General features: G+C 59.5%; 18 protein-coding genes. 13 read left to right on the forward strand and 5 right to left on the reverse strand.

The window, feature by feature from the left end; genetic code table 11:
- The first annotated feature begins 123 nt into the window (after positions 1-123).
- From metH to JK176_RS08030, 6 genes are all read left to right on the forward strand, one after another.
- Positions 124-3,630, forward strand: a complete 3,507-nt coding sequence (metH, locus tag JK176_RS08005) for a methionine synthase (protein WP_211587377.1) — start codon at positions 124-126, stop codon at positions 3,628-3,630.
- Between the two features lie 38 nt (positions 3,631-3,668).
- Entirely contained in the window at positions 3,669-4,547 is an 879-nt protein-coding gene (gene purU, locus JK176_RS08010; RefSeq protein WP_077802570.1) for a formyltetrahydrofolate deformylase, read from the forward strand.
- 100 nt (positions 4,548-4,647) lie between these two features.
- A complete protein-coding gene (locus JK176_RS08015) occupies positions 4,648-5,094 on the forward strand; it encodes a hypothetical protein (RefSeq protein WP_145995655.1) in 447 nt (148 codons plus the stop codon).
- 155 nt (positions 5,095-5,249) lie between these two features.
- Positions 5,250-6,668, forward strand: coding sequence for an FAD-binding oxidoreductase (locus JK176_RS08020; RefSeq protein ID WP_211587378.1), 1,419 nt, complete (start codon positions 5,250-5,252; stop codon positions 6,666-6,668).
- Between the two features lie 56 nt (positions 6,669-6,724).
- A complete protein-coding gene (gene mqo, locus JK176_RS08025) occupies positions 6,725-8,224 on the forward strand; it encodes a malate dehydrogenase (quinone) (RefSeq protein WP_211587379.1) in 1,500 nt (499 codons plus the stop codon).
- A gap of 121 nt (positions 8,225-8,345) precedes the next feature.
- Positions 8,346-9,164 (forward strand): DeoR/GlpR family DNA-binding transcription regulator, encoded by an 819-nt coding sequence (locus JK176_RS08030; RefSeq protein WP_099285016.1) that lies wholly within the window; start codon positions 8,346-8,348, stop codon positions 9,162-9,164.
- A 23-nt stretch (positions 9,165-9,187) separates the two neighbouring features.
- Here the strand turns inward: JK176_RS08030 and mntR are convergent, their stop codons facing one another.
- A complete protein-coding gene (mntR, locus tag JK176_RS08035; protein ID WP_211587380.1) occupies positions 9,188-9,679 on the reverse strand; it encodes a manganese-binding transcriptional regulator MntR in 492 nt (163 codons plus the stop codon).
- A 169-nt stretch (positions 9,680-9,848) separates the two neighbouring features.
- On the opposite strand from mntR, the gene JK176_RS08040 reads away from it, so the two are divergent.
- Entirely contained in the window at positions 9,849-11,183 is a 1,335-nt protein-coding gene (locus tag JK176_RS08040; protein ID WP_211587381.1) for an Nramp family divalent metal transporter, read from the forward strand.
- A 3-nt stretch (positions 11,184-11,186) separates the two neighbouring features.
- Here the strand turns inward: JK176_RS08040 and JK176_RS08045 are convergent, their stop codons facing one another.
- From JK176_RS08045 to JK176_RS08055, 3 genes are all read right to left on the reverse strand, one after another.
- A complete protein-coding gene (locus JK176_RS08045) occupies positions 11,187-12,143 on the reverse strand; it encodes a glutaminase (RefSeq protein WP_194266403.1) in 957 nt (318 codons plus the stop codon).
- Between the two features lie 142 nt (positions 12,144-12,285).
- Positions 12,286-13,707: a siroheme synthase CysG gene (cysG, locus tag JK176_RS08050; RefSeq protein ID WP_211587382.1), complete on the reverse strand. Its 1,422-nt coding sequence runs from the start codon at positions 13,705-13,707 to the stop codon at positions 12,286-12,288.
- A gap of 143 nt (positions 13,708-13,850) precedes the next feature.
- Positions 13,851-14,087: a hypothetical protein gene (locus JK176_RS08055; RefSeq protein ID WP_211587383.1), complete on the reverse strand. Its 237-nt coding sequence runs from the start codon at positions 14,085-14,087 to the stop codon at positions 13,851-13,853.
- A gap of 206 nt (positions 14,088-14,293) precedes the next feature.
- On the opposite strand from JK176_RS08055, the gene JK176_RS15115 reads away from it, so the two are divergent.
- The 3 genes from JK176_RS15115 (at position 14,294) to JK176_RS08065 (ending at position 17,844) form a co-directional block, all read left to right on the forward strand.
- A complete protein-coding gene (locus JK176_RS15115; RefSeq protein ID WP_268898541.1) occupies positions 14,294-14,419 on the forward strand; it encodes a hypothetical protein in 126 nt (41 codons plus the stop codon).
- A 29-nt stretch (positions 14,420-14,448) separates the two neighbouring features.
- Positions 14,449-15,036 carry an HD family hydrolase gene (locus JK176_RS08060; protein WP_211587384.1) on the forward strand — a complete coding sequence of 196 codons (588 nt, stop codon included), beginning with the start codon at positions 14,449-14,451 and terminating at the stop codon, positions 15,034-15,036.
- A 153-nt stretch (positions 15,037-15,189) separates the two neighbouring features.
- On the forward strand, positions 15,190-17,844 hold the full coding sequence (locus tag JK176_RS08065; protein WP_211587385.1) for a hypothetical protein: 2,655 nt from the start codon (positions 15,190-15,192) through the stop codon (positions 17,842-17,844).
- Positions 17,845-17,850: 6 nt separating this feature from the next.
- Here the strand turns inward: JK176_RS08065 and alr are convergent, their stop codons facing one another.
- Positions 17,851-18,954 (reverse strand): alanine racemase, encoded by a 1,104-nt coding sequence (gene alr / locus JK176_RS08070; protein WP_211587386.1) that lies wholly within the window; start codon positions 18,952-18,954, stop codon positions 17,851-17,853.
- Between the two features lie 226 nt (positions 18,955-19,180).
- On the opposite strand from alr, the gene JK176_RS08075 reads away from it, so the two are divergent.
- Genes JK176_RS08075 through JK176_RS08085 form a run of 3 tightly spaced genes read left to right on the forward strand, consistent with a single transcriptional unit; the run spans position 19,181 to position 23,486 of the window.
- Positions 19,181-20,548 (forward strand): lipopolysaccharide biosynthesis protein, encoded by a 1,368-nt coding sequence (locus JK176_RS08075; RefSeq protein WP_211587387.1) that lies wholly within the window; start codon positions 19,181-19,183, stop codon positions 20,546-20,548.
- Positions 20,545-21,675 carry a sensor domain-containing protein gene (locus JK176_RS08080; RefSeq protein WP_211587388.1) on the forward strand — a complete coding sequence of 377 codons (1,131 nt, stop codon included), beginning with the start codon at positions 20,545-20,547 and terminating at the stop codon, positions 21,673-21,675. Before JK176_RS08075 ends, JK176_RS08080 begins: the two co-directional genes overlap by 4 nt.
- The gene (locus tag JK176_RS08085) at positions 21,675-23,486 is read left to right on the forward strand and encodes a fatty acyl-AMP ligase (RefSeq protein WP_211587389.1); all 1,812 of its coding nucleotides are present in this window, start codon (positions 21,675-21,677) and stop codon (positions 23,484-23,486) included. Before JK176_RS08080 ends, JK176_RS08085 begins: the two co-directional genes overlap by 1 nt.
- Positions 23,487-23,566 lie beyond the last annotated feature (80 nt).

A 23,566-nucleotide genomic window follows, 5' to 3' on the forward strand; every position in this document is an offset into this window, starting at 1 on the left:
CTTTGCCGCCATGCAGGCGGTTTGCTACACCGTTTCTGCCTCTTACCGTATATGGAGGCGCTGTCCCGATCACGGGTTCCCGAACCTGTCTCCTGTCCTTTCCAGTTACAGAGCCTGCTGCCCATGTCCTCACGTCCCCATCTGCTTGATGCCCTCGCCGATCAGGTCCTGCTCTGTGATGGTGGTATGGGGTCCCGGGTGCAGATGCTGGATCTCGAAGTCGAGCGCGATTACTGGGGACAGGAAAACTGTACGGAAATCCTGAACCTTTCACGTCCGGAACTCGTCCGCGAAATCCATCGCGGCTATTTCGAAGCCGGGGCGGACATGGTGGAGACGAACACGTTCGGCGGCTCCATCGTCACACTGGCGGAATTCGGGCTGCAGGACCGTACACGGGAAATCAACCGCACGGCAGCCACGCTGGCCCGTGAGGCGGCTGAAACGTTCTCCGACGGACGGCATCGCTACGTCATGGGTTCCATCGGTCCGGGCACGAAGCTGCCGACGCTGGGCAACATTGCCTATGACGATCTGGAAGCTGGTCTGATCGAACAGTGCCGTGGCCTGATTGATGGCGGCGTGGACGGATTCCTGATCGAGACATGTCAGGACACGCTTCAGATCAAAGCAGCCGTAAATGCTGCCAAGATTGCCCGGATCGAACTGGGTTCGGATGCGCCTATCTTCGTGCAGGTCACAGTCGAGACCACCGGCACGCTGCTGGTCGGCCCCGATATCGCTGCGGCCGCCACGACCGTTCAGGCGCTGGACGTCCCCTCTCTCGGCCTGAACTGCGCGACTGGCCCGCAGGAAATGGGCGAGCATGTGCGCTGGCTGTCAGAAAACTGGCCTGGCCTCATTTCCATGCAGCCCAATGCCGGCCTGCCCGAGCTTGTGGACGGCAAGACTGTCTATCCGCTCAGCCCCGAAGAAATGGCCGTTTGGATGGAGCGCTTCGTTCAGGAAGACGGGCTGAACCTGATCGGCGGCTGCTGCGGCACATCCACGCCGCATATTCAGGCGCTAGACGGGATGCTGCGTCGCCTTGGTGGCACGAAGCTACGCCCTGCCCCGGTCAAACGCAGCACGATCTGGATGCCGTCGGTCTCCAGCCTTTACACCCAGACGCCGCTGCGTCAGGAAAACAGCTATTTCTCCATTGGCGAGCGCTGCAATGCGAACGGCTCCAAGAAATGGCGCGAGCTTCAGGAAGCCAATGACTGGGATGGCTGCGTCGCCATCGGGCGTGAGCAGGCCGCCGAAGGCTCCAACGCGCTCGATATTTGCACGGCATTCGTGGGACGCGATGAAGTCCGCGAAATGAACGAGGTCGTCACGCGCTTCACGTCGTCCGTGAATGCGCCACTGGTGATTGACTCGACTGAGACCCCCGTCATTGAAGCCGCGCTCAAGCTGCATGGCGGCAAGCCGATCATCAACTCGATCAATTTCGAAGACGGTGAAGAACAGGCGCATGCCCGCATGAAGCTGGCCCGCAAGTTCGGCGCGGCGATGATTGCGCTCACGATCGACGAAGTTGGCATGGCGAAGGAGCCGCAGGACAAGCTGCGCATCGCCGAACGTCTGGTTGATTTCGCCTGCACCCAGTACGGGCTGCCGCAGTCTGACCTGATGATCGACCCGCTGACCTTCACCATCGCGACGGGCGTGGAAGATGATCGCAAGCTCGGACAGTGGACGCTTGAAGGTATCAAGCTAATCCGCGACAAGTTCCCCGATATCCAGATCATTCTCGGCCTGTCGAACATTTCCTTCGGCCTGAATCCGGCCGCGCGAGCTGTGCTGAATTCGGTGTTCCTCGACCATGCGGTCAAGGCGGGCATGACGGGCGCGATCGTGCATGTCTCCAAGATCCGTCCGCTGCATCTGATCGCGGCTGAAGAGGTCAAGGTCGCAGAAGACCTGATCTTCGACCGTCGCACCGAAGACTACGATCCGCTTCAGAAACTTCTGGAACTGTTTGCGGGCCGAAAAGCCGCTGATGCCGTCAAGAAGCGTCGTGCGGAAACGCCAGCAGAACGTCTGAAAGACCGGATCGTGGACGGTGACCGCAAGGGCATCGAGGACGATCTGGCAGCCGCAATGACGGAAATGCCGCCGCTCGATATCATCAACAATGTTCTGCTGGACGGCATGAAAGTTGTGGGCGAGTTGTTCGGTTCGGGCAAGATGCAGCTTCCGTTCGTGTTGCAGTCCGCCGAGACGATGAAGACTGCCGTCGCCTGGCTTGAGCCGCATATGGAGCGCACGGAAGGCCAGCATCGCGGCACGATGGTGCTCGCCACCGTCAAGGGCGACGTCCACGATATCGGTAAAAACCTCGTGGACATCATCCTGACAAATAACGGCTACCGGGTCATCAATCTGGGCATCAAGGTGCCACTGGCGGACATGATTGCGGCCGTGAAGGAACATAACGCCGATGCGCTGGGTATGTCCGGGCTTCTGGTGAAATCCACGGTTATCATGCGCGAAAATCTCGCGGAAATGCAACGTCAGGGCTTTGACCTTCCGGTTATTCTTGGCGGCGCGGCCCTGACGCGGAATTACGTCGAGGAAGAATGCGCCCGCTCTTATGGCGCGGGGGAACCGGGACGTGTAGCCTATGCGCGCGATGCGTTCGACGGTCTGGGCCTGATGGACAAGATCACCAATAACGACCTCGACTCCTATCTTGGCGCCATTCAGACGCGCCGCGCCAGTCAGGCGAGCCGCAAGACGGAACGTGCGCCGGAAATCGCGGAAACGCGGGGCTTTGGGGAGGTGGATCGTGAGGCCGCAAAAGCCCGGCGTGAGCGCATTTCAGGCTCCGAGCCTGTCATTACACCGCCCTTCTGGGGCGCGCGCGTTCTGGAAGCGACGCCGAATGCGGTTCTACCGTTTCTTAATGAACGGTCGCTGTACCAGTTTCAGTGGGGCTTTCGGAAACAGGGCCGCTCGCTCGACGAGTTCATGGAATACGCCAAGATCGAACTCCGCCCCGTGCTCAAGCGGATGCTGGCGCTAAGCGCGGAGCAGGACATCATCCGTCCACAGGCGATCTATGGCTACTGGAAGGCGGCGGGCGACGGGAACGATCTCGTGCTGTTCGAAGAGGACGGCAAGACGGAAGCCGCACGCTTCGCCATGCCGCGACAGCCCAAGGACGACGGCGAGTGCATCGCCGATTTCGTGCGCGATATCAGCGACGATGTCCGTGACGTGGTCGGGCTTCAGGTTGTGACCGTCGGGCAGAAAGCATCCGATCTGGCGCGGGTGTGGTTCGAGGACAATCGCTATCAGGACTATCTGTACCTGCATGGCCTGTCGGTCGAAATGGCGGAAGCCATGGCGGAATACACCCATAAGCGCATCCGCGCCGAACTGGGCTTCGCGGGCGACGACAACCGAGACATGGAAAAGCTGCTGTCGCAGTCCTATCGCGGCTCGCGCTATTCGTTTGGTTATCCCGCCTGCCCACGCCTGGAGGATCAGGAACCGATCCTGAAAATGCTGGATGCCGAACGCATCGGCGTGTCGCTTTCGGACGGCTATCAGTTGCACCCGGAACAGTCGACATCAGCCCTTGTGATGCTGAATCCTCGGGCAAAATACTTTACCGTCTGAGGACGGCAGACTTTCATAAAGACGGGAAAAGACCTTCCATGACGGCCTCTTCAGTTCCGCAGACGACCTATGTTCTGACGCTTTCCTGCCCCAACCGCCCGGGTATCGTGGCGGCCATCAGCGGGAAACTGGCGGAGCTGGATGCCAACATCACGGAAGCTCAACAGTTCGATGACCGGGACAGCACGGTCTTCTTCATGCGGATCGTCTTCGAAGTCGCACAGGACCGGACCAGCATGCAACAGCTCCAGGAGGCGCTGGCCATTCTGGGGAACAGTTTCAGCATGGAGTGGGCCCTGCATGATCGCAGCGTCAAGCCGAAGGTCCTGCTGATGGTCTCCCGCTTCGATCACTGTCTGGTCGATCTGCTCTATCGCTGGCGTATCGGGGAACTGCCAATCGAGCCGGTTGGTATCGTATCGAACCATCCACGCGAAGTGTTCGCGGATCTGGATTTCTACGGCATTCCATTCCATCACGTGCCCGTCACGAAAGAAACGAAGCCCGCGCAGGAAGCGCATGTGCTGGAACTTCTGGCGTTGAGCGGTGCCGAACTGGTCATCCTCGCGCGTTACATGCAGGTTCTGTCAAACGAGATGGCCGCCAGCCTGTCCGGTCGCTGCATCAATATCCACCACTCCTTCCTGCCCGGCTTCAAGGGTGCGCGCCCGTACCATCAGGCTTTTGCCCGCGGCGTGAAGCTGATCGGTGCAACCGCCCATTACGTTACGCGTGATTTGGATGAAGGTCCGATCATCGAACAGGATGTGGAGCGTATTTCCCATGCCGACACGCCTGAAGACCTGATCCGCAAAGGACGCGATATCGAACGTCGCGTTCTGGCACGTGCAGTCCGGTATCACATCGAACGCCGGACCATCATCAACGGCAACAGGACAGTCGTCTTCACGCCCTGAGACGGGTTTTTATTTGACGGGACATAAAAATTTCGCACGACATCCTGAATATTCTCTCCTACGTTCAACCGGCATTTTCACTGTCGGTGGCAATATTCAGATGAACGCTCGCAAAATTCTTTGTTCACTGGCCCTGTTTGCGACTTTGATCAGTCAGGCAGCCTGTTCCGGCAACTGGGTTCTTGAAAAAAGGCTGACACCGGCCGACACGCTGCAGGCAACATCCAAACGGACCGTCGTTCCCGGTACGTTTGTCATGACCGTCAAAAGCGTGAATGTTTTTAACAAGATGGTCTTTCTCAACTCCGAAGACACGTATCTGGACCGAGCCAATGTCGCCGTACAGATCACATCTTCGGTCGCCTATAATGCCGATATCCGGTTTGGTGGCGATTTCCGCAACATGGTGCTGAACAGGAAAATTCTGGTGATCGGCTCGGCCATGAAAGTCGGGGCGGATCTCGAACAGGGGATCATCGTCAACACCAAGGGTGACGAGCGGACGTATATTTTCGTCAGCCGGGCAAGCAATATTTTCTTTGAGTAAGCTTCATGTCTTGCCGGAATGCGCCCTGATCTTTCAGTGCGGATCCGGTTTCAGACAGATTATTTCATTCTATACCCCCATATTAATCATAAGATATTTCCCAAGCCTGAGATCCAGCCTATGAAGAGCGTCCTGTCTTTATGCCGGATCCAGTCATGACCGCCTCTTCCCTTCCTGCTCAGGACCGCCTGCAGGCCGTTCTCAAGGCCCTACAGACCGTCATGGGAGAACAGATCAGCACGGCACCCTCCGTTCGTGAGGAACACAGCCACGGCGAGGCCATGAATGCCTCTCGACTGCCCGAGGCGGTCGTGTTCGCGGAAAGCACGCAGGATGTCGCAACCGTTTTGCGGCAGTGTCATGAATGGCGGGTTCCGGTTGTGGCATTCGGGGCCGGTACCTCGGTCGAAGGCCATGTCGTGCCGCCCGAGCAGGCCATCAGCCTCGACCTGTCGCGCATGACCGACATCGTGGAACTGAACGCCGAGGATCTGGACTGCCGCGTTCAGGCTGGCATCACCCGCCAGACACTGAATGTGGAAATCCGCGACACCGGCTTGTTCTTTCCGGTCGATCCGGGCGGGGAGGCCACGATCGGCGGCATGTGCGCCACCCGCGCTTCGGGCACGGCCGCCGTGCGCTACGGCACGATGAAGGAAAACGTGCTCGGCCTGACCGTGGTGCTTGCGACCGGCGAAATCATCCGCACGGGCGGGCGCGTCCGCAAGTCCTCCACCGGCTATGACCTGACGTCTCTGTTCGTCGGCTCGGAAGGGACACTGGGGATCATCACGGAAGTCCAGCTTCGGCTGCATGGACGCCCCGAGACCGTATCGGCAGCCATCTGCCAGTTCGAGAGCCTGCATGACGCGATCCGGACCGCCATGGAAATCATCCAGTGCGGCATTCCCATCACCCGCGTGGAGCTGATGGACAGCGTGCAGATGGCGGCCTCCATCCAGTATTCCGGCCTTACGGAATATCAGCCGCTGACGACGCTGTTCTTTGAATTTACTGGCTCACCCGCAGCCGTACGCGAACAGGTCGAGACAACGGAAGCCATTGCGTCGGGTAATAACGGGCTGGGTTTTGCGTGGGCGGAGAGTGCGGAAGACCGTACCCGTCTGTGGAAAGCGCGGCATGACGCCTACTGGGCGGCGAAGGCCATTGTTCCGGGCGCGCGGGTCATCTCCACGGACTGTATCGTTCCGATTTCGCGTCTGGGCGAGCTGATCGAAGGTGTGCATCGCGACATCGAATCCTCCGGCCTGCGCGCACCGCTTCTAGGCCATGTTGGGGACGGCAATTTTCATACGCTCATCATTACGGACGACACACCCGAAGGGCATGACCGCGCCCTCGATCTGGACCGGAAAATCGTTGCCCGCGCCATGTCGCTGAACGGATCATGCAGCGGCGAGCATGGCGTTGGCATGGGCAAGCTGGAATTTCTGGAAACCGAACATGGTGCTGGAAGCCTCAGCGTGATGCGGGCGCTGAAAAACACGATGGACCCGCATCATATCCTCAATCCCGGCAAACTCCTGCCCGCAGGCCCGGTTTACACGGGCTGAACTTTCGGAGATCTTTCGCCCTCTTTTCTTTCCAGCCCTTGCCGGATTTCAGCCTCATGCCGTCAGTTTCCAGCCTCTGCCCCGATGTCGTCCTGATCGGTGCGGGGATCATGAGTTCCACACTTGCGGCCCTGCTGCGCGAGCTCGATCCGTCGCTGTCGATGATGATGTTCGAAACACTACCGGATTGCGGGCAGGAAAGTTCCTATGCCTGGAACAATGCCGGGACCGGACATGCCGGGAACTGCGAACTGAATTACACGCCCCAGCGCGCGGATGGCAGCATCGACATCTCCAAGGCGCTGGCGATCAACACGGAATTCGACCTCTCAAGGCAGCTCTGGGCGCACTGGGTCCGCGAAGGCCGCATTGCCGATCCGGCCTCATTCGTGCAGCCCTGCCCCCATATCAGTCTGGTTTGGGGAGCGGAGAACCTCGCCTTTCTCAAAGCCCGTTACGAGGCGATGGTCGCCCATCACTGCTTTGCGGATATGGAATACACGTCCGATCCGGCCGTCATCGCCCAATGGGCGCCTCTTGCGATGGCAGGGCGCGATACGTCCCAACCCGTTGCGGCCACGCGCATTCAAGAGGGCACGGACGTCAATTTCGGCGCCCTAACCCACGCGCTGACGGCCTCCCTCAAGTCAGACCGCAACATTGCCACCCACTACAATCATCGCGTCACCGGCCTGACACGCACCACGGACGGTCGCTGGCGCGTGACGGCCACCGATACCGAAAGCGGCCACACGATCACGGTTCTGACGCGGTTTGTTTTTGTCGGCGCGGGCGGCAATGCGCTGCCACTGCTTCAGGCATCCGGCATTCCCGAAGCGGCACATTATGCCGGTTTCCCCGTCAGCGGCCTGTGGCTGCGCTGCATGGACCCGGCCATTACCGGGCAACACCACGCCAAGGTCTACGGCAAGGCCCTTGTCGGTTCGCCGCCCATGTCGGTCCCGCATCTCGATACGCGCGTCATCGACGGCAAATCCTGCCTGCTGTTCGGACCTTATGCGGGGTTTTCCACGAAATTCCTCAAAAGCGGTTCATGGACGGATTATTTTCGCTCTCTGACGCCCCAAAACATCATTCCCGCCCTGACCGCCGGGAAAGACAATCTTGGATTGCTGGACTATCTCGTGCGTCAGGTTCTCCAGACGAACGAGGGCCGCTTCAAAGCCCTTCAGGATTTCTACCCGACAGCCAGACCCGAGGATTGGACGAAAGTCGTGGCCGGACAGCGCGTGCAGATTATCCGTCCGGACAAGGGGCTGCACGGAACCCTGCGCTTTGGGACCGAGCTTGTGAAAAGCGCCGACCGCTCCCTCATGGCCATCCTCGGCGCATCGCCCGGAGCGTCCGTTGCAGCCTCCGTAGCGCTTCAGGTCGTCCAGCAGGTCTTTCCCGAACGGCTGACAGAGGCTGACTGGCTGCCCCGCCTGCGTCAGGTGTTTCCGGCCTACGGGATCGATCTGATCAAAGACGCCCAAGCCTGCGCGACACTCCGGGAAGAAACTGCCCGTGTTCTGAAGATCACGGCAAAAGCGTAATAGTCACCTTTTTAGGGCCGGATTTCGCTCAACGGACGTTACACGTCCATTCGGCTCTGATATGGTATGTGTGATTTTACACTTGTCTGTTTGCTTTCACGCTCAGGAATCGATTTGACACATGACTGATGGTTCGGGCTCCGTGATCACCACCGCCTCGCCGCAGAGTTCGAAAAGGCGGGATAATTCGGCCCGGCAGAAACAGATCCTCGACGTCCTTCTCGAAACCGGAAGCGCCACCATCGAAGGTCTGGCAGAGCGTTTCGGGGTCAGTCGCATGACGATCCACCGCGACTCTCATGCCCTCGTACAACAGGGTCTGATCGACAAGCTCCATGGCAGTATCGTCCTGCGCAACAAGGTTACGACCCAGAAAACGGTCAATTTCCGACGCTCGCGGGCGACAGACCTCAAGGACGCGATCATCCAGCGGGCCGTCTCCTTGATCCAGCCCGAGCAGGTTCTGGTCCTTGATGACTCCACGACCGTCGCGGCCATGCTGCCGCTTCTGCCCGCTCTCGCGCCCCTGACGATCATCACCAACGCCGTGGGCGTCATTCAGGCGCTCTCGCCCTATCCCAACCTGAAACTGATCTGCCTTGGCGGCGACTATAATCCGCCGCGCAATGCGTTTTTCGGGCTGGTCTGCGAACAGGCCGCGCAGTCCCTGCGGGCGAACATGATGTTCCTCTCAACCTCCATCATCCATAACGCCACCGCGTTCCAGAACGATCAGGATGTGGTCAAGGTCAAGCGGATCATGATGGATATGGCGGACCAATGCGTTCTGCTGGTGGACAGCACGAAGTTCCGCAAAGGCGGCCTGCACCGTCTGGCGTCCTTGTCGGAATTCGACCACGTCCTGACAGATTCCCATCTTAAGCCGTCCATCGCGAAGGCTCTGGCGCAGGAAGACGTCAATCTCGAAATCTGCACCTGAGTGCAGATTTCGGACACGGACTATCAGGCGTCCGGTAAGTTTTGCATGAATTGTTGCAGATTGCCCCGGATTGCCTTTTCAAAGAGCGTCAGGGTCTCGCTCCCGACGTAATGCTCTACGCCTTCAGAATCTACACGGGCATTTTCCTCACTGACGCCGAGCGCTAGCAGAAATGCCTCCACGATCCGGTGCCGGTGCCGCGCCCTATCCGCCATTTCCTGCCCGGCAGGCGTCAGAAATACCCCCCTGTACGGCTTCTGTGTGACGTAGCCTTCCGTTGCGAGACGGGCGAGCATTTTCGCTACGGTCGGCTGTGACACGCCCAGACGCCCGGCGATATCGACCTGCCGGGCTTCCTGCCCTTCCGACAGCAGATCCGAAATCAGTTCGACATAGTCTTCCACCAGCACATTGCGCCGCGCCTCACGATTGGCGCGGAAGCCTTCGGAATGGGTTTCGACATCAGGCAGCGTCTCCTTGGGCGCGGTGTCCTTCAGCCGTTTTTTCCGTTCCATTCCCGTCCTGTGCCTCTATCCAGAAAACATTATTCACGGCGGAATAAAACATTCCGGACCGCTCTGCCAGTGCTGGCAATCACGATTTCCAGAGATTCTGTGTTTTTCATGAGGCTCATCAATATAGCATATTGAATATAAATCCCGGATGGGATTGAATACAGTCCCGATGCCAGACACCAATGCCCCCCGTACACCCTCTCCGGCTATGCGCCCGAGCCTGCCCGATGTGTTCTCCAGCATCCGTGTTCCGGGTGTGGAAGCGTCATGGTTCAGCCGTTTCATGGCCTTCGTCGGGCCGGGATTCATGGTCTCGGTCGGTTATATGGACCCGGGAAACTGGGCCACCGACCTTCAGGGCGGCGCGCGGTATGGCTATACGCTGCTCTGCGTCATCATGCTGTCGAACCTCATGGCGATCCTGCTTCAGGCGCTCTCCGCCCGCCTCGGGATTGCGACGGGGCAGGATCTCGCACAGGCCTGCCGCAACCATTTTTCCCCGCGCGTGAACATCGTTCTGTGGCTTGCCTGTGAATTGGCCATCATTGCCTGCGATCTGGCGGAAGTCATCGGCACGGCCGTGGCGCTCCAGCTCCTGTTCGGCCTGCCCCTCCTCGGCGGGGCCCTGCTGTCCATTCTGGACGCGTTGATCGTGCTGATGCTGATGAACCGGGGCTTCCGATATCTGGAGGCGTTCGTGATCGCGCTGCTGGGGATCATCGCCCTGTGCTTCGGGATCCAGCTCGTCGCGGCAGCCCCGCCCGTCCACAGCGTTCTGGCTGGACTTCTACCCGACCCGAAAATCGTGACGACGCCGGGGATGCTCTACATCGCCATCGGCATCATTGGCGCCACGGTCATGCCGCATAACCTGTATCTGCATTCCTCAATCGTTCAGACCCGCGCCTATGAACGCACCCCGGCCGGACGGCGGGACGCCATCCGCTGGACGACATGGGACAGCACGATTGCCCTGACTCTGGCGCTGTTCATCAACGCCGCCATCCTGATCGTGGCGGCAGCGGCGTTTCACAACTCCGGCCATCAGGATGTGGCAGAAATTCAGGATGCCTACAGGCTGCTCTCCCCGATCCTCGGACTTGGCATCGCCTCCACGCTGTTTGCCCTGGCACTTCTGGCAGCGGGCACGAACTCCACAATCACCGGCACGCTGGCCGGACAGATCATCATGGAAGGCTTTCTGCACCTTCGCATCCCGCACTGGGCGCGGCGGCTGCTGACACGCGGGCTGGCGATTATTCCCGTGGCGATCGTCACGTTGATCTATGGCAATCGGGGTGTGAGCGATCTGCTGATGGCCAGTCAGGTCATCCTGTCGCTACAACTGCCCTTTGCCGTCATTCCGCTCGTCATGTTCGTTTCGGACCGGCGCAAGATGGGCGAGTTCGTGATTTCCATGCCTATCCGTATCCTGTCATGGGGCGTGGCAGGGCTGATCCTGCTTCTGAACTTCAAGCTGCTTTACGACACTCTAGCGGGCTGAGAATCAGGTTGGATTGACGACCCACGGGCTGGCACGAAACACCGACCATCCCGTGTGCTGAACAAGCCGCTCCAGAGCGCGCGTTCCCAAAAGGGAATTGCCCTGCGCATTCAACCCCGGCGACCACACCGCGATGGACGCCACGCCCGGCGCAATCGCAAGGATGCCACCCCCCACACCGGATTTTCCGGGCAGACCTACGCGAATGGCAAATGCCCCCGAACCGTCATAATGGCCGCACATCATCATCAGCGCGAGGATCGTCTGGGCATTGCGCTCTGACATGACTCGCTCGCCAGTCAGCGGGTTCAGGCCACCCGTCATGAGATAGGTTCCGACCTGTGCAAGCTGCTGGCAGCTCATGGTGAGAGCGCACTGATGGAAATAGAAATCCAGCGTGTCCTCAACCACGTTGCGGATATTGCCGAAGGTCCGCATATAGTTTGCAAGCGCCATATTGCGAAACCCGGTCTCGCGCTCCTGACGCGCGACATCCGTGTCGATGTCGATCGAGGCCGGATCGTCCACCAGCGGACGCAGGAAATCCAGCAGGCGTGTCCGGGCATTTTCGCGGCCATAGCGGGACACCAGAATATCAGCGATGACGATGGCACCCGCATTGATGAACGGATTACGGGGAATGCCGTGCTCGTTTTCAAGCTGGACGATGGAGTTGAATGCGCTGCCCGATGGCTCCTGACGCACCCGCCCCCACAATTCCTCCCCCATCGCATTGAGCGCCATGCTGAGGCTGAACACCTTGGAGACGCTCTGCACCGAGAACGGAACTGCCGCATCTCCGACCGTGTGTGTCTCACCATCCATCCCCACAACGGCCATGCCGAAACGGTTGAGGTCCACCCGTGCGAGCGGAGGAATGTAATTGGCAACAGCACCCCGTTCTGAGGCTGTCCGCATTTCCTCTGCGATCGAGACGATAATGGACGCAAGTGTGGTCATGGGGCCTCGGTGTACGGAACGCGATGTGACTGAAAGAACAGGAGTTTCACAAGCTGCCGCCCCTGCGGACAACCCGCACGGGCGTGAAGTGGGATATGCATTTACAACATAGCTTGAAGAGCCTGTCTTCTTCTCATGCAGATCAGGGAGAAATCACCCGATGCCGCACCACCTGCCCCACGATCACCAGCGCAGGCGATTTAACCTGCGCTTCAGCCGCCTGAAGGGCGATGTTGGATAGCGTCCCGGTGAAAACCCTCTGCGCCGGCTGCGTGCCCCGCTCCACAATCGCCACAGGCCAGTCAGCCGGTAGTCCTTTTCCCAGAAGTCCGGCGGCAAGCTGCGGCAAGGTTGAAATCCCCATATAGATCACGACCGTCTGCCGACGATCGGCCATGTCGTCCCAGGGCAGATCCAGAACCCCGTCGGCTTTTGCGTGTCCGGTCACGAACAGACAGGCCTGCGCGCAATCGCGATGCGTTAGAGGAATGCCGGAATAAGCGGCACATCCATTCGCCGCGGAAATGCCCGGAACCAGCCGAAAAGCGACCCCGGCGTCAACCAGCGCTTCGATTTCCTCTCCGCCACGACCGAAAATGAACGGATCACCGCCCTTGAGACGCAGGACGCGTTCCCCTGTCTGCGCGCGACGGATCATTTCACTGTTGATCTCGTCCTGCGGCAGTGCATGTCTGTCACGCTGCTTGCCCACGAATACGAGTTCAGCATCCCGCCGGACCATGTCGAGCAATGCCGGAGACAGAAGATTGTCGTAGAGAACAGAATCCGCATTCTGCATCAGACGCAGCGCCTTGAGGGTCAACAGATCAGGATCGCCCGGCCCGGCCCCGACCAGCCAGACCTCCCCCGGTTTGCGCTCCGCGTCCAGAAGCGCGTTCAGTCGCGCATCCGCGCGAACATCATTGCCGTTTCGAGCTTCCTCCGCACCCGGACCATCGAGAAAATCCTCCCAGATGCGCTTGCGGTCCTGTACCTGCGGATAGCGCTCCGAAACCCGCGCCCTGCGGGACTGCATATAAGCGGACAAACGCCCCGTCCCCTCGGGCAGAAGCGCTTCGATTTGCTCTCGCAGACGACGCGCCAGAACAGGCGCCGCCCCTCCTGTTGAAACAGCAACGCGCACTGCACCCCGGCGAACCTGCGCCGGGGTGATGAAGCTCGACGGCTGCGGATCATCCACCGCGCAGACGGGAATGTTCAGCGCATCAGCCAAAGCCGCCACCTGCCGGTTGACGTCCCGGTTGTCGGTTGCAGCATAGACCAGACGGCAACCCGGCAGATGCTCCTTTAGGGCCACCTCATCCGCCCGTCCGCCAACATGACGCACAGCACCGCTCTCCACCCAGCTCTGCACCACCGGATTAAGGGTCTCGGCCAGCACATCAATCCGCGCACCATGATCGAGCAGAAGCCGCCCTTTGTTCACGGCGATTTCCCCGCCTCCGACCAACAGGACACGCGCTCCCGCAAGCCGCAAGGAGACCGGAAACCACCCACCCTCTGGAGGGGCGTCTGAACTGGAATGAGGAGGCTGGCTGTTCATTGAGGCACGGATTTCCGGATCTGGGGCGGGCAGAGGCTTAAGAGGCCGCATTCAGCGACAGCCGGGCCACGACGTCAAATCCGAAAATCATGCCTTCAGGGGTGGGGCAGACATCCGCTATCGGCAGATGCCCATAAAGACTGTTACCAGCCGCCCTGTCCGCCCGGACCGCCGTTCATGCCGCCGCCCATACCCCCACGGCCCTGATTTCCCATGCTTTGACTTCCCATGCCTTGGCCTCCCATATTCTGACCGTACCCCCTGTCACCATGATGATGGTGATGTCGGTTATTGTCCCGACGGTCATCGTAAGGGCCGTCACAGGCTGCAAGCGACAGGGTCAGAGTGGTCCCGAGAACCACTGCAAGAATTTTTTTCATGAGATACTCCATCACGACTGTGTCGATGACCATCATGCCCGGCGAAATATGGCGTTCTCAAGGACCGCACGGTAACGGAAAATAACAATCCATGATCATGGAGAAATATTTCCGCAGACGACACGGCAGAAATGCCGTAATTCTTCAGGATCGGAGAGCCTGTTAACTGGCCTCGCGGACTGCGCTTCTTGCAAGGAACATGTTTCATGGCTGGATTGATGGTTAAAATCTTCAGATCCCTCCAACAGGGGCCCGGCTTCGTCATCCTGCTCGTGCTGCTGGCCGTTGCTTCTTTTGTGGGGTATGAAATCCTGTACGCGCTTGTCGGATAAGGCGTTCACCACAGACTGGACTTTGCTTCATGACGAAAGGCGATCTTGAAAAGCGCCTCGATTTTCTCCGGGAAGCCTCCCGGCTGAAGGATATCCTTAGACGGACCTATACCCACGGCGGGCAGACCGAAAGCACGGCGGAACATACTTGGGCGCTCTGCCTTCTGGTTATGACCTTTGCCGACCAGCTTGAGGACATCGACCTTCTAAAGCTCCTCAAAATCTGCATTCTTCATGATCTGGGTGAAGCCATTCATGGCGACGTCCCCGCAATCTCCGCTCATGCCTCCGCCAACAAGGCGGCGCAGGAGCGCGAAGACCTGCTGACGATCATGGCCCCTTTGCCTGCCGACCTGCAGGCAGAGTTTCTGGAGCTGTGGGACGAATATGAAAACGCGGCGTCCCCCGAAGCACGGCTGGCCAAAGCGTTCGATAAGATCGAAACCATCAGCCAGCACAATGCAGGCCTCAACCCGGACGATTTCGACCATACATTCAATCTGACCTATGGCCGAAAATATACCGATGCGACCGAACTGACGCGCCGGATCCGCGATATTTTGGACGAGGAAACGCGCCGAAATATGATGCGAAGCCGGAACATGGTGGCGGGCTGAGCAGCCCTTTCTGCTCGACATCTGAAAGCAAATCCGTCAAAACCGGCTTCAAATGGCCTTCCGCTGTTACGAAATCTTTGCAGATTCGTGACAATCTGTATCCGATATGGACGTTCTGGCCCAAATGGAATGCAGAAGGACGCAGACAAGCGCATGGCAGATCATGACCTGAAAACTGGCATCCTTCCTCCTATAGGTCGTCCTTTGCTGTGTCCGGCGCTTGGGCTGGTCTGTGGCCTCGGCAGCCTGCTGGTCAGCGCATCCGCACAGACGACTACAGCATCTGTCACGACACCGCCCGCAGCACAGAACAGCGGCACAAGTGTTACGACCTCCACCACCTCCGTAAACGGTGGCGAAAAAATCGTCGTCAAGGGACACAAACCCGCTGGAGCCGTTCTGGGTGACGCCAAGGCGATCATGCAGATCCAGTCTGATGAGATCCGTTCCTATGGCGTTGATACTGCGGCCGATCTTCTGACGGCCATTGCCCCCGAAACACGCTCGGGCCGGGGCGCTACCGGAAATACGCCGGTTGTATTGCTCAACGGTAAGCGCATTTCGGGAATGCAGGAGGTCAACGACCTGCCCTTCGAAGCCATTGCCCGGGTCGAAATCTTCACTGAAGAAGAAGCCCTGCGCTACGGCTATCCGGCTGATGAGCGCGTGGTGAACATCATTACGGTGAAAAATTTCCGCGCCGTGCGACTGCGCACTTATGGCAGCACGTCCACCGATGCCGGAGGAGACGATGGTATTCTGGGCGCGAGTTTTACAAAACTCTCAGGCGAGCGGCGGATCAATCTGAGCGCCCGTTATGAAGTGCAGGCCCGTCTGCTCGACAGTGATCGCGGCGTGACACCCCCGTCCGCAAGCGGTCTATATTCCAACGCGGGCAATGTCACGTCCGTCAGTGGCGGCAGCCTCGATCCGGCTCTGGATGCACTGGTCGGGCAGAGCGTTACATCCGCAGGCGTACCATCACTGGTGGCGGGGCAGGTTCCGACGCTTCAGGATTTCACGGCTTATGCCAATGCGCCGCATGTCAGTTCAAACGCCTGCGATTACAGCCTGCAACCCAGAACGCACGAACTGAAGCTGAACGGCGTTTATGCCGATCAGATCTTCAAGACCGTGTCGGCGTCGTTCAATGCCAGTTACACCCATAGCAATTCCGAAAGCCTTCAGGGACCGGCACGCGGCATCCTCACCCTTCCGGCTGATAGTCTTTATTCGCCGTTTTCTCAGGACACGCTGCTCTACCGGAACTATACCACCGTTCCCGCCCTGCAACACACGGCGCATACGGACACCGTTCATGCCGGGGTGAATTTCAACGGCGACGTAGGAGACTGGAAGTGGAACAGCACAGGAAGCTTCGACCGCTCCACCACGTCCACCAACAGCCAGACCGGCCTTAACCTGAGCGCCGCCCAGACAGCCCTGACCAGCGGCCTCAGCAGTTTTGATCCATTTTCCAAAGTGGACCGCAACTGGCTGAACAACCGTTTGGTTAATCGCGGCCACACCACGGGCACGAGCGGCGAAATCACGGGCCTGCTGTCCGGCTCGCTCTTTTCCCTGCCCGCGGGGGATGTCTCCACCAGCATCGCGCCGACCGGTAGCTTAACAGAGCAGAACGCCACCTCGCTCAGTCAGGGCAAGCTGCAACGCACCCATATCAGCCGCGATGTCGGCACCCTTCAGATCGACGGCGATATTCCCATCGCCAATGCGCGCAAGCATGTCCTGTCATTTCTGGGCAAGCTCGATGCGAACATCAATGGCGCCATCAGTCAGGTGTCCCATTTCGGAACGCTGGGAACGATCGGCGGCGGCGTGACGTGGGAGCCTGCGCCGTGGGTCCAGTTCCCGTTCTCCGTCACCGACCGGACCGAGGCCCCCGACGCCACCGACCTTATTGCCCCCCGGATCGAGACGCCCAACGTCACGACCTATGATTACGTCACCGGACGGTCGGTTCAGGTAACGACGATTTCAGGCGGCAACCGGAACCTTCAGGCCGCAGATCGGCACGAAATCAGTATCGGGACGATCATTTCCCCAAGCTTTCTCGACGGCGCCCGTCTGCATGTGAACTACGTCCGGGACCGAAACCACAACCCGGTCATGAGCCTACCGACCGCGACCGCCGCCATCGAAGACGCATTTCCAGACCGCTACCAGCGCAATTCGGACGGCATTCTCGATGTCGTAGATATCCGTCCGGTCAATGCGCTGATGGAAAAGCGCAACGAGTGGAACGCGACATTCTCTTTTTCCAGACCGCTTGGAAAAAAGCCGGAAGGAAAAGGCGGAAAACATGGTGCGGGAGGACGGTATTATATTGTTCTGACGCAGGTCTGGCGCCTTAAGGACACCGTGCAGCTTCGCTCAGGCCTCCCCCCTATCGACCTGCTCAACGGCGGGACCATCGGCGGAACAGGCGGCCAGCCGCGGCATGAAGTCGAGCTTCAGGGCGGCGTTTTCAAAAACGGGTTCGGCTTCCGCCTCGTAACCAAATGGCAGTCCGCAACCTCCACGCTCGCCAGCACTCATGCCAGCAGCCTGTTCTTCAGCGATCTCGCCACGGTGGATACGACGGCTTTTGCCGATCTGGGGGAAATTCCGCGCTGGCAGAAGCGCAGATGGGCCAAGAATTTCCGGGTCATGGTGTCGGTCAGCAACCTATTCAACAGCCGCATCCGCGCCCGCAACGGCCTCGGCGTGACACCGGCGGGCTATGAACCTGCTTTTCTGGACCCGCTGGGACGGACTGTCTCCATCTCGATCCGCAAATCGGTCTGAGACAGCTCAGGCCGCCGGCGTATAAACCCGATGAAAGCGGCTTCCGAGTGAGGTCAGAACTTCATATCCGATCGTCCTCGCAGATCGTGCCAGCGCATCCACATCCTGCTGCGGCCCAAGAACCGAGAGGACATCCCCTGCTTTCAGATCGGCAGGTGCGTCGGTCAGGTCCACGGAAATACTGTCCATCGAGACGCGCCCGATAACCGGAAGCCGCGCCTGACCATGCCAGACACTCGCCTGTCCCGCCTGAGCACGGAAGAACCCATCCGCATATCCGAGACCAAGCGTGCCAATGCGCGTCGGCTTTGAAGCTGTCCAGCTTAGACCATACCCCACACGATCTCCGGGCTGGATCGTGCGGATTTGAGCAATGCGTGCATCGAGCGAAACGACCGGCGCAAGAACACGATGCCCTTCGTAAGGCGCAATCCCATAAAGGGCCGCCCCCGGCCGGATCAGTTCAAAATGATAGTCCGGCCCCAGAAAAATCCCGGATGACGCCGCCAGAGAGCGGGGAACACCGGGAAAAGCCGCCGCCATCGTCACGAAACGCTGTCGCTGCATCTCGTTGGCAGGGCTGTCGGGCACATCCGCACAGGCCAGATGGCTCATCACGAGTTGCAGGTTCAGCCCCTCGAAAAGGTTCCGCTCCGTCAGATCCTCAACGCCCAGACCAAAACGCGACATCCCGCTATCGAACTGGAGCGCCGCCGGGAGAGCCTGCCCCGCCCGCTCACACAACTGCTTCCAGCTCCGCACCTGATCAAGACTGTTCAGAACGGGCGTAAGACCATGCGCCTGCATCCTGCTCTCACAGTCTGGCATGAAGCCATGCAGCACGAAAATCCGTGCGTGGGGCAGTGTCTCCCGTAACGTCATGCCTTCATCAAGATGCGCGACGAAGAACGTTTCAGCGCCTCGCGCGGCCAGAGCCTGTGCGACCTGCGCCGCCCCCAGCCCATAAGCATCCGCCTTGACCACCGCCGCGCACTCTGCCCCCGCGCCTAGCCCGGCGACGAGATCATAATTATCGGCAATGGCCTTCAGATTGACGGTAAGCCACGCGCCCGCTCTGGCGGATGCGTCGTCCTGAGAGAATATGTGCATGGGACCGTCCGCAAGGATGCAATGCACCTTTATGGCACGCCCACCATACGACGCAACGGCCGCAACCCTCTTTTCAGATCGGACATTCTGCGCAACAAGACGCTCTGGTCCGTATATGAATGCAATTTTCCGTCACAAAAAGTGAGTTCAGATTTTCAGGGAAACGCCTATTTCTGTTCGCCACTGACGTTAACGACAAGACTGTTACGAAAGTTTCCATAAATTGATGTCAGACGACTCATCGTCTTCTCAGGCAGCGAGGCCCGGCGGTATCCAGCGCGTCATGAGCAATCTGGGCGTCCTTCTGGGAGGACGTGCCGTGAATGCTCCGCTGAGCCTCCTTCATATCTGGCTCGCGACCCACCTGCTGGGCAGCTACGGCTTCGGACTCGTTGCCATGATGTATGCCTTCGCACGAACGATGGGGGATATCGTCGACTTCCAATCCTGGCAGACCGTTCTGCACTATGGCCTGAAACCCCTAACGCAAGGGGATCGTCGTAGTTTCCAGAAAATCGTGTCCTTCAGCCTTCTTCTGGATGGCGCGGGAGGGCTTCTGGGTTTTGGCGGCGGTGTTCTCATCAGTCTTATGGCTATGAATTTCCTAGGATGGCCACCCCAGATCCACATTATCGGCGTTGTTTACTGCGTCTCCATCCTCTTCATGGCATCCGCGACCGCAACTGGCCTGCTGCGGGTGTTCGACCGCTACGACCTCTTGGCCGTGCAAGGAACCGTCGCCACCATCGTCCGGGTTATCGGAACGGCCTCGATGGCTCTGGGGTGGGCTTCTGTGGCAGCCCTTGCCAGCGTCTGGATTGCCGCGGAAGCCGCTGCGTGGGGCACGATCTTCTTCATGGCAGCCCGCGAAATGTACCGCCGTAACCTGATCCGCGGACTGTTCCAGGAAATGCTCGGGATTATCCCCGAACTTCTGAACGGACAGTTTTTTCGCGCCTATCCGGGGATCTGGCGCTTTGCGCTGAATACGAACCTCAATTCCACGCTAGCCCTCGCTTTCGGGCATATCGGCACGCTCGTGGTCGGCGCATTCGTCGGTCCGACCAGCGCAGGCTACTACCGGATTGCCAGCCAGATTGCCGCAGGGATTGCAAAACCCGCCACCCTGATCCAGACGACCGTCTATCCGGAAATGGCCCGGCTGTGGCGCGATCGGGCCATGAACCGCCTGTATCGCATGACGGGACAGATCGCCCTGATGGCCGGGGGGATCGGGACGGCCCTGCTCCTGCTGACACTGTTCGCCGGACGCCCGCTGCTTCAGCTTTACATCGGACACACAGGCGCTACGGAAGCTCTGCCCGTCACGCTGTGGCTGCTGGCTGCCGAAGTCGTAACCGTCTGGGGCCTGCCGCTGGAGCCGCTGTTGTTCACGACAAACCGCTCGGGTGCTGCGATCGGCGCACGCATTCTCGAATGCCTGTTCTTTCTCCCGGCGCTGGTGATGATGGTCCGCCAGTACGGGCTGAGCGGTGTGGGCCCGGCGACGTTCTGCGGTGTGACATTACTGATCACGATTCAGCTGGTCCTCGTGATCCGCGCGGCCCGCAGCCCCGATGGTCTTGCAGCATGAAGGTGGCCTTTCCCCTCATCGGCCAGCGTCATCAGACCCTGCACGCCCTGCCCGTTGCTCTGGAGATTTCTGCCCGCCATCCGGACGTGGCGGTCCATGTGTCCTGCCTGACCGTCAGCCATCTCGAACTGGCCCGCTCCCTCGCAACCCTTTATCCAGAAGCCCGCGTCCAGTTCGACCTGCTGCCTATTTCCCAAACCCTCCGCCGCCGCATCGAGAAACATGGACTGCGGGTGGTGGACAGGCTGATCGGCCTCTTCGCATCCCGGCATTATTTCCGGGGCTTTGACGCCATCATCGTGCCGGAAGCCACATCCCTGCAGCTTCGCCGCATGGGCGTAAGACGTCCAAAAATGATCTGGACGGGACATGGCGCCGGAGATCGGGCCATCGGATTTGCCAGCCACCTCGGAAAATTCGACTTTCTGCTGGTTCCCGGCCGCAAGGTAGAGCAGCGTATGCTGGAAAAAGGTATCATTCGTCCCGGCGCGTATCATCGCGGCACCTATGCCAAGTTTGATCTCGTGCGACGGATGGATGCGAAACGGCCAAAGCTTTTTAATAACAACCGGCCCACGATCCTGTATAATCCTCATTTCGTTCGCCGCCTGTCCTCATGGCCCGGGATGGGGCATCAGATTCTGGAGTTCTTTGCCGGACAGGACCGCTACAATCTTGTTTTTGCACCTCATTTCCGTCTTTTCGACAATCGTCGCGAGGAAGGCGAAGCGTTGAAACGTCAGTATGGGCATCTTCCGCACATGCTGATCGACCCTGGAAGCCACCGAAGCATCGACATGACCTATACGATGGGGGCAGACCTCTATCTGGGAGATGTCAGTAGTCAGGTGGCGGAATTCATGATCCGTCCCCGCCCTTGTCTCTTCCTCAACGCCCACCATGTGAAATGGAATGGAGATCCGGATTATCAGTTTTGGACGCTGGGGCCGGTGACGGAAAATGTGTTGGATCTGGGCGACAAGATCGAGAATGCCTTCGAAACGCATCCTCGTTTTCTTGAGGCGCAGCGCCAATATGGTTTAGAGACATTCGAAACACTGGGTGATGAACCCACTGCTCCCGCTGCGGCGGACGCAATCGTCGATTTTCTGAAAAGGGCAGCCTGATGTCAGGCAACCCAAACGGAGCTAGTCCAGGTTTGACCGAGGCCAACCAGAACCCAACCGCCAATCCCGTCCCGACGCCCAGCCGATCCGGTCTGGAACGACGTTACGGAGATTTCCCCAGCTTTGCAGCCGCACTCGATTACGCGGCACAGGGTGAGAGCGGATTCAACATCTATTCCGGTCGCGGACAGCTTCTCGAAGCACTCCCTTACCGTCTATTACGCGAGCAGGCCCGTTCAATGGCTTGCCGTCTGCTGGGTCTTGGCCTCACGCCCGGTGACCGTGTTGCAATCGTTGCGGAAAGCGATGGCGATTTTGCCCGTATCTTCTTCGGCTGCCAGTATGCCGGTCTTGTTCCGGCGCCGCTTCCCCTCCCCGTCGCGTTCGGCGGCAAGGACGGCTATGTGGCGACCCTGCGTGGCATGATTCAAAGCGCCGCCGCCCGTGCCGTCGTGGTGCCCGACGTGATCGGAAGCTGGACCAGCGACATCGTCGAGGGACTGGATCTGGTGTTCGGCGGATCTCCTGCCGATCTTAACCGTCATGCCGAAGCCCGCGTCGAACTGCCGGAAATCGCCCCGACAGCGCTATCCTATCTCCAGTTTTCCTCGGGAAGCACCCGGTTTCCGATGGGCGTTTCGGTCACGCAGGCGGCTGGCATGGCCAACGCCCGAGCCATCGCCCGCGACGGCCTGCACGTTCATCCGGCCGAAGACCCGCGCGATGACCGCTGCGTGTCTTGGCTGCCGCTCTATCACGACATGGGTCTTGTCGGCTTCTTCCTGACTCCCCTGACCTGCCAGCTTTCCGTTGATCTGCTGCCGACCCGCGAATTTGCCCGCCGTCCGCATGTCTGGCTGGACCTGATTTCACGCAATCGCGGGACGATCGCCTACAGTCCGTCTTTCGGTTACGAACTCTGCTCCCGCCGTAGCGGTCAGGCTGACCTGGACCTGTCCTGCTGGCGCATTGCAGGGATTGGTGGCGACATGATCCGCCATCACATCCTCGAAGGCTTTGCCGAACGGTTTGCGTCCAACGGGTTCCGCGCCAGCGCTTTTGTCGCGAGCTACGGCATGGCAGAAGCAACCCTCGCCATCAGTTTTGCCCCGCTCGACACCGGCATCCAGACCGACACGATTGATCTGCGCCGCCTTGAAAAGGACGGCATTGCCGAACCGTCCAACGATCCGTCCCTTCCGTTGCGGACATTTGTGCTATGCGGTGCGGCGCTCCCTGACCACCAGATCGAAGTCCGGGATGCATCTGGCCGTGACCTGGCAGACCGGCAGGTCGGAACCGTCTATGTGCGCGGGCCGAGCCTCATGTGCGGTTATTTCCGCCGCCCTGACGAGACCGAAGAGGTTCTTGATGCAGATGGCTGGCTGAATACCGGTGACCTTGGCTATCATCTCAATGGTCAGATCGTCGTCACCGGACGCGCCAAGGACCTGATCATCATCAACGGACGCAATATCTGGCCGCAGGACCTGGAATGGTCCGCCGAAAGCGAGATCCCGACCCTACGTTCGCGTGACGTGGCCGTATTCTCAGTGGACGGAGAAGAAGGCGAAAAGATTGTGGCCCTCGTCCAGTGCCGTGCGAGCGAGGATGCGAGCCGCAACCAGCTCCGTGATGAGGTCACGAGTCTGTTCCGCCGCCAGCACGGAGTGGATGTGGACGTCATCCTCGTTCCGCCCCGCACGCTACCCCAGACATCCTCCGGCAAGCTGACCCGCGCTAAAGCCAAGACCATGCTGCTCTCCGGGCAGTTTGACCAGCAGCCCGAAACCACGTCTTCGGCTGCCTGATCCTGCCCGTTCCGTTTGCCACATTGCCTGAAGACACAGAGGGCTGGCGAACGGGACGGGTTTGGAGCATAAGGCTTGCC

Origin of the sequence: Gluconobacter sp. Dm-73, assembly GCF_018256215.1 — a bacterium.
GTDB classification, from domain to species: Bacteria; Pseudomonadota; Alphaproteobacteria; order Acetobacterales; family Acetobacteraceae; genus Gluconobacter; species Gluconobacter cadivus.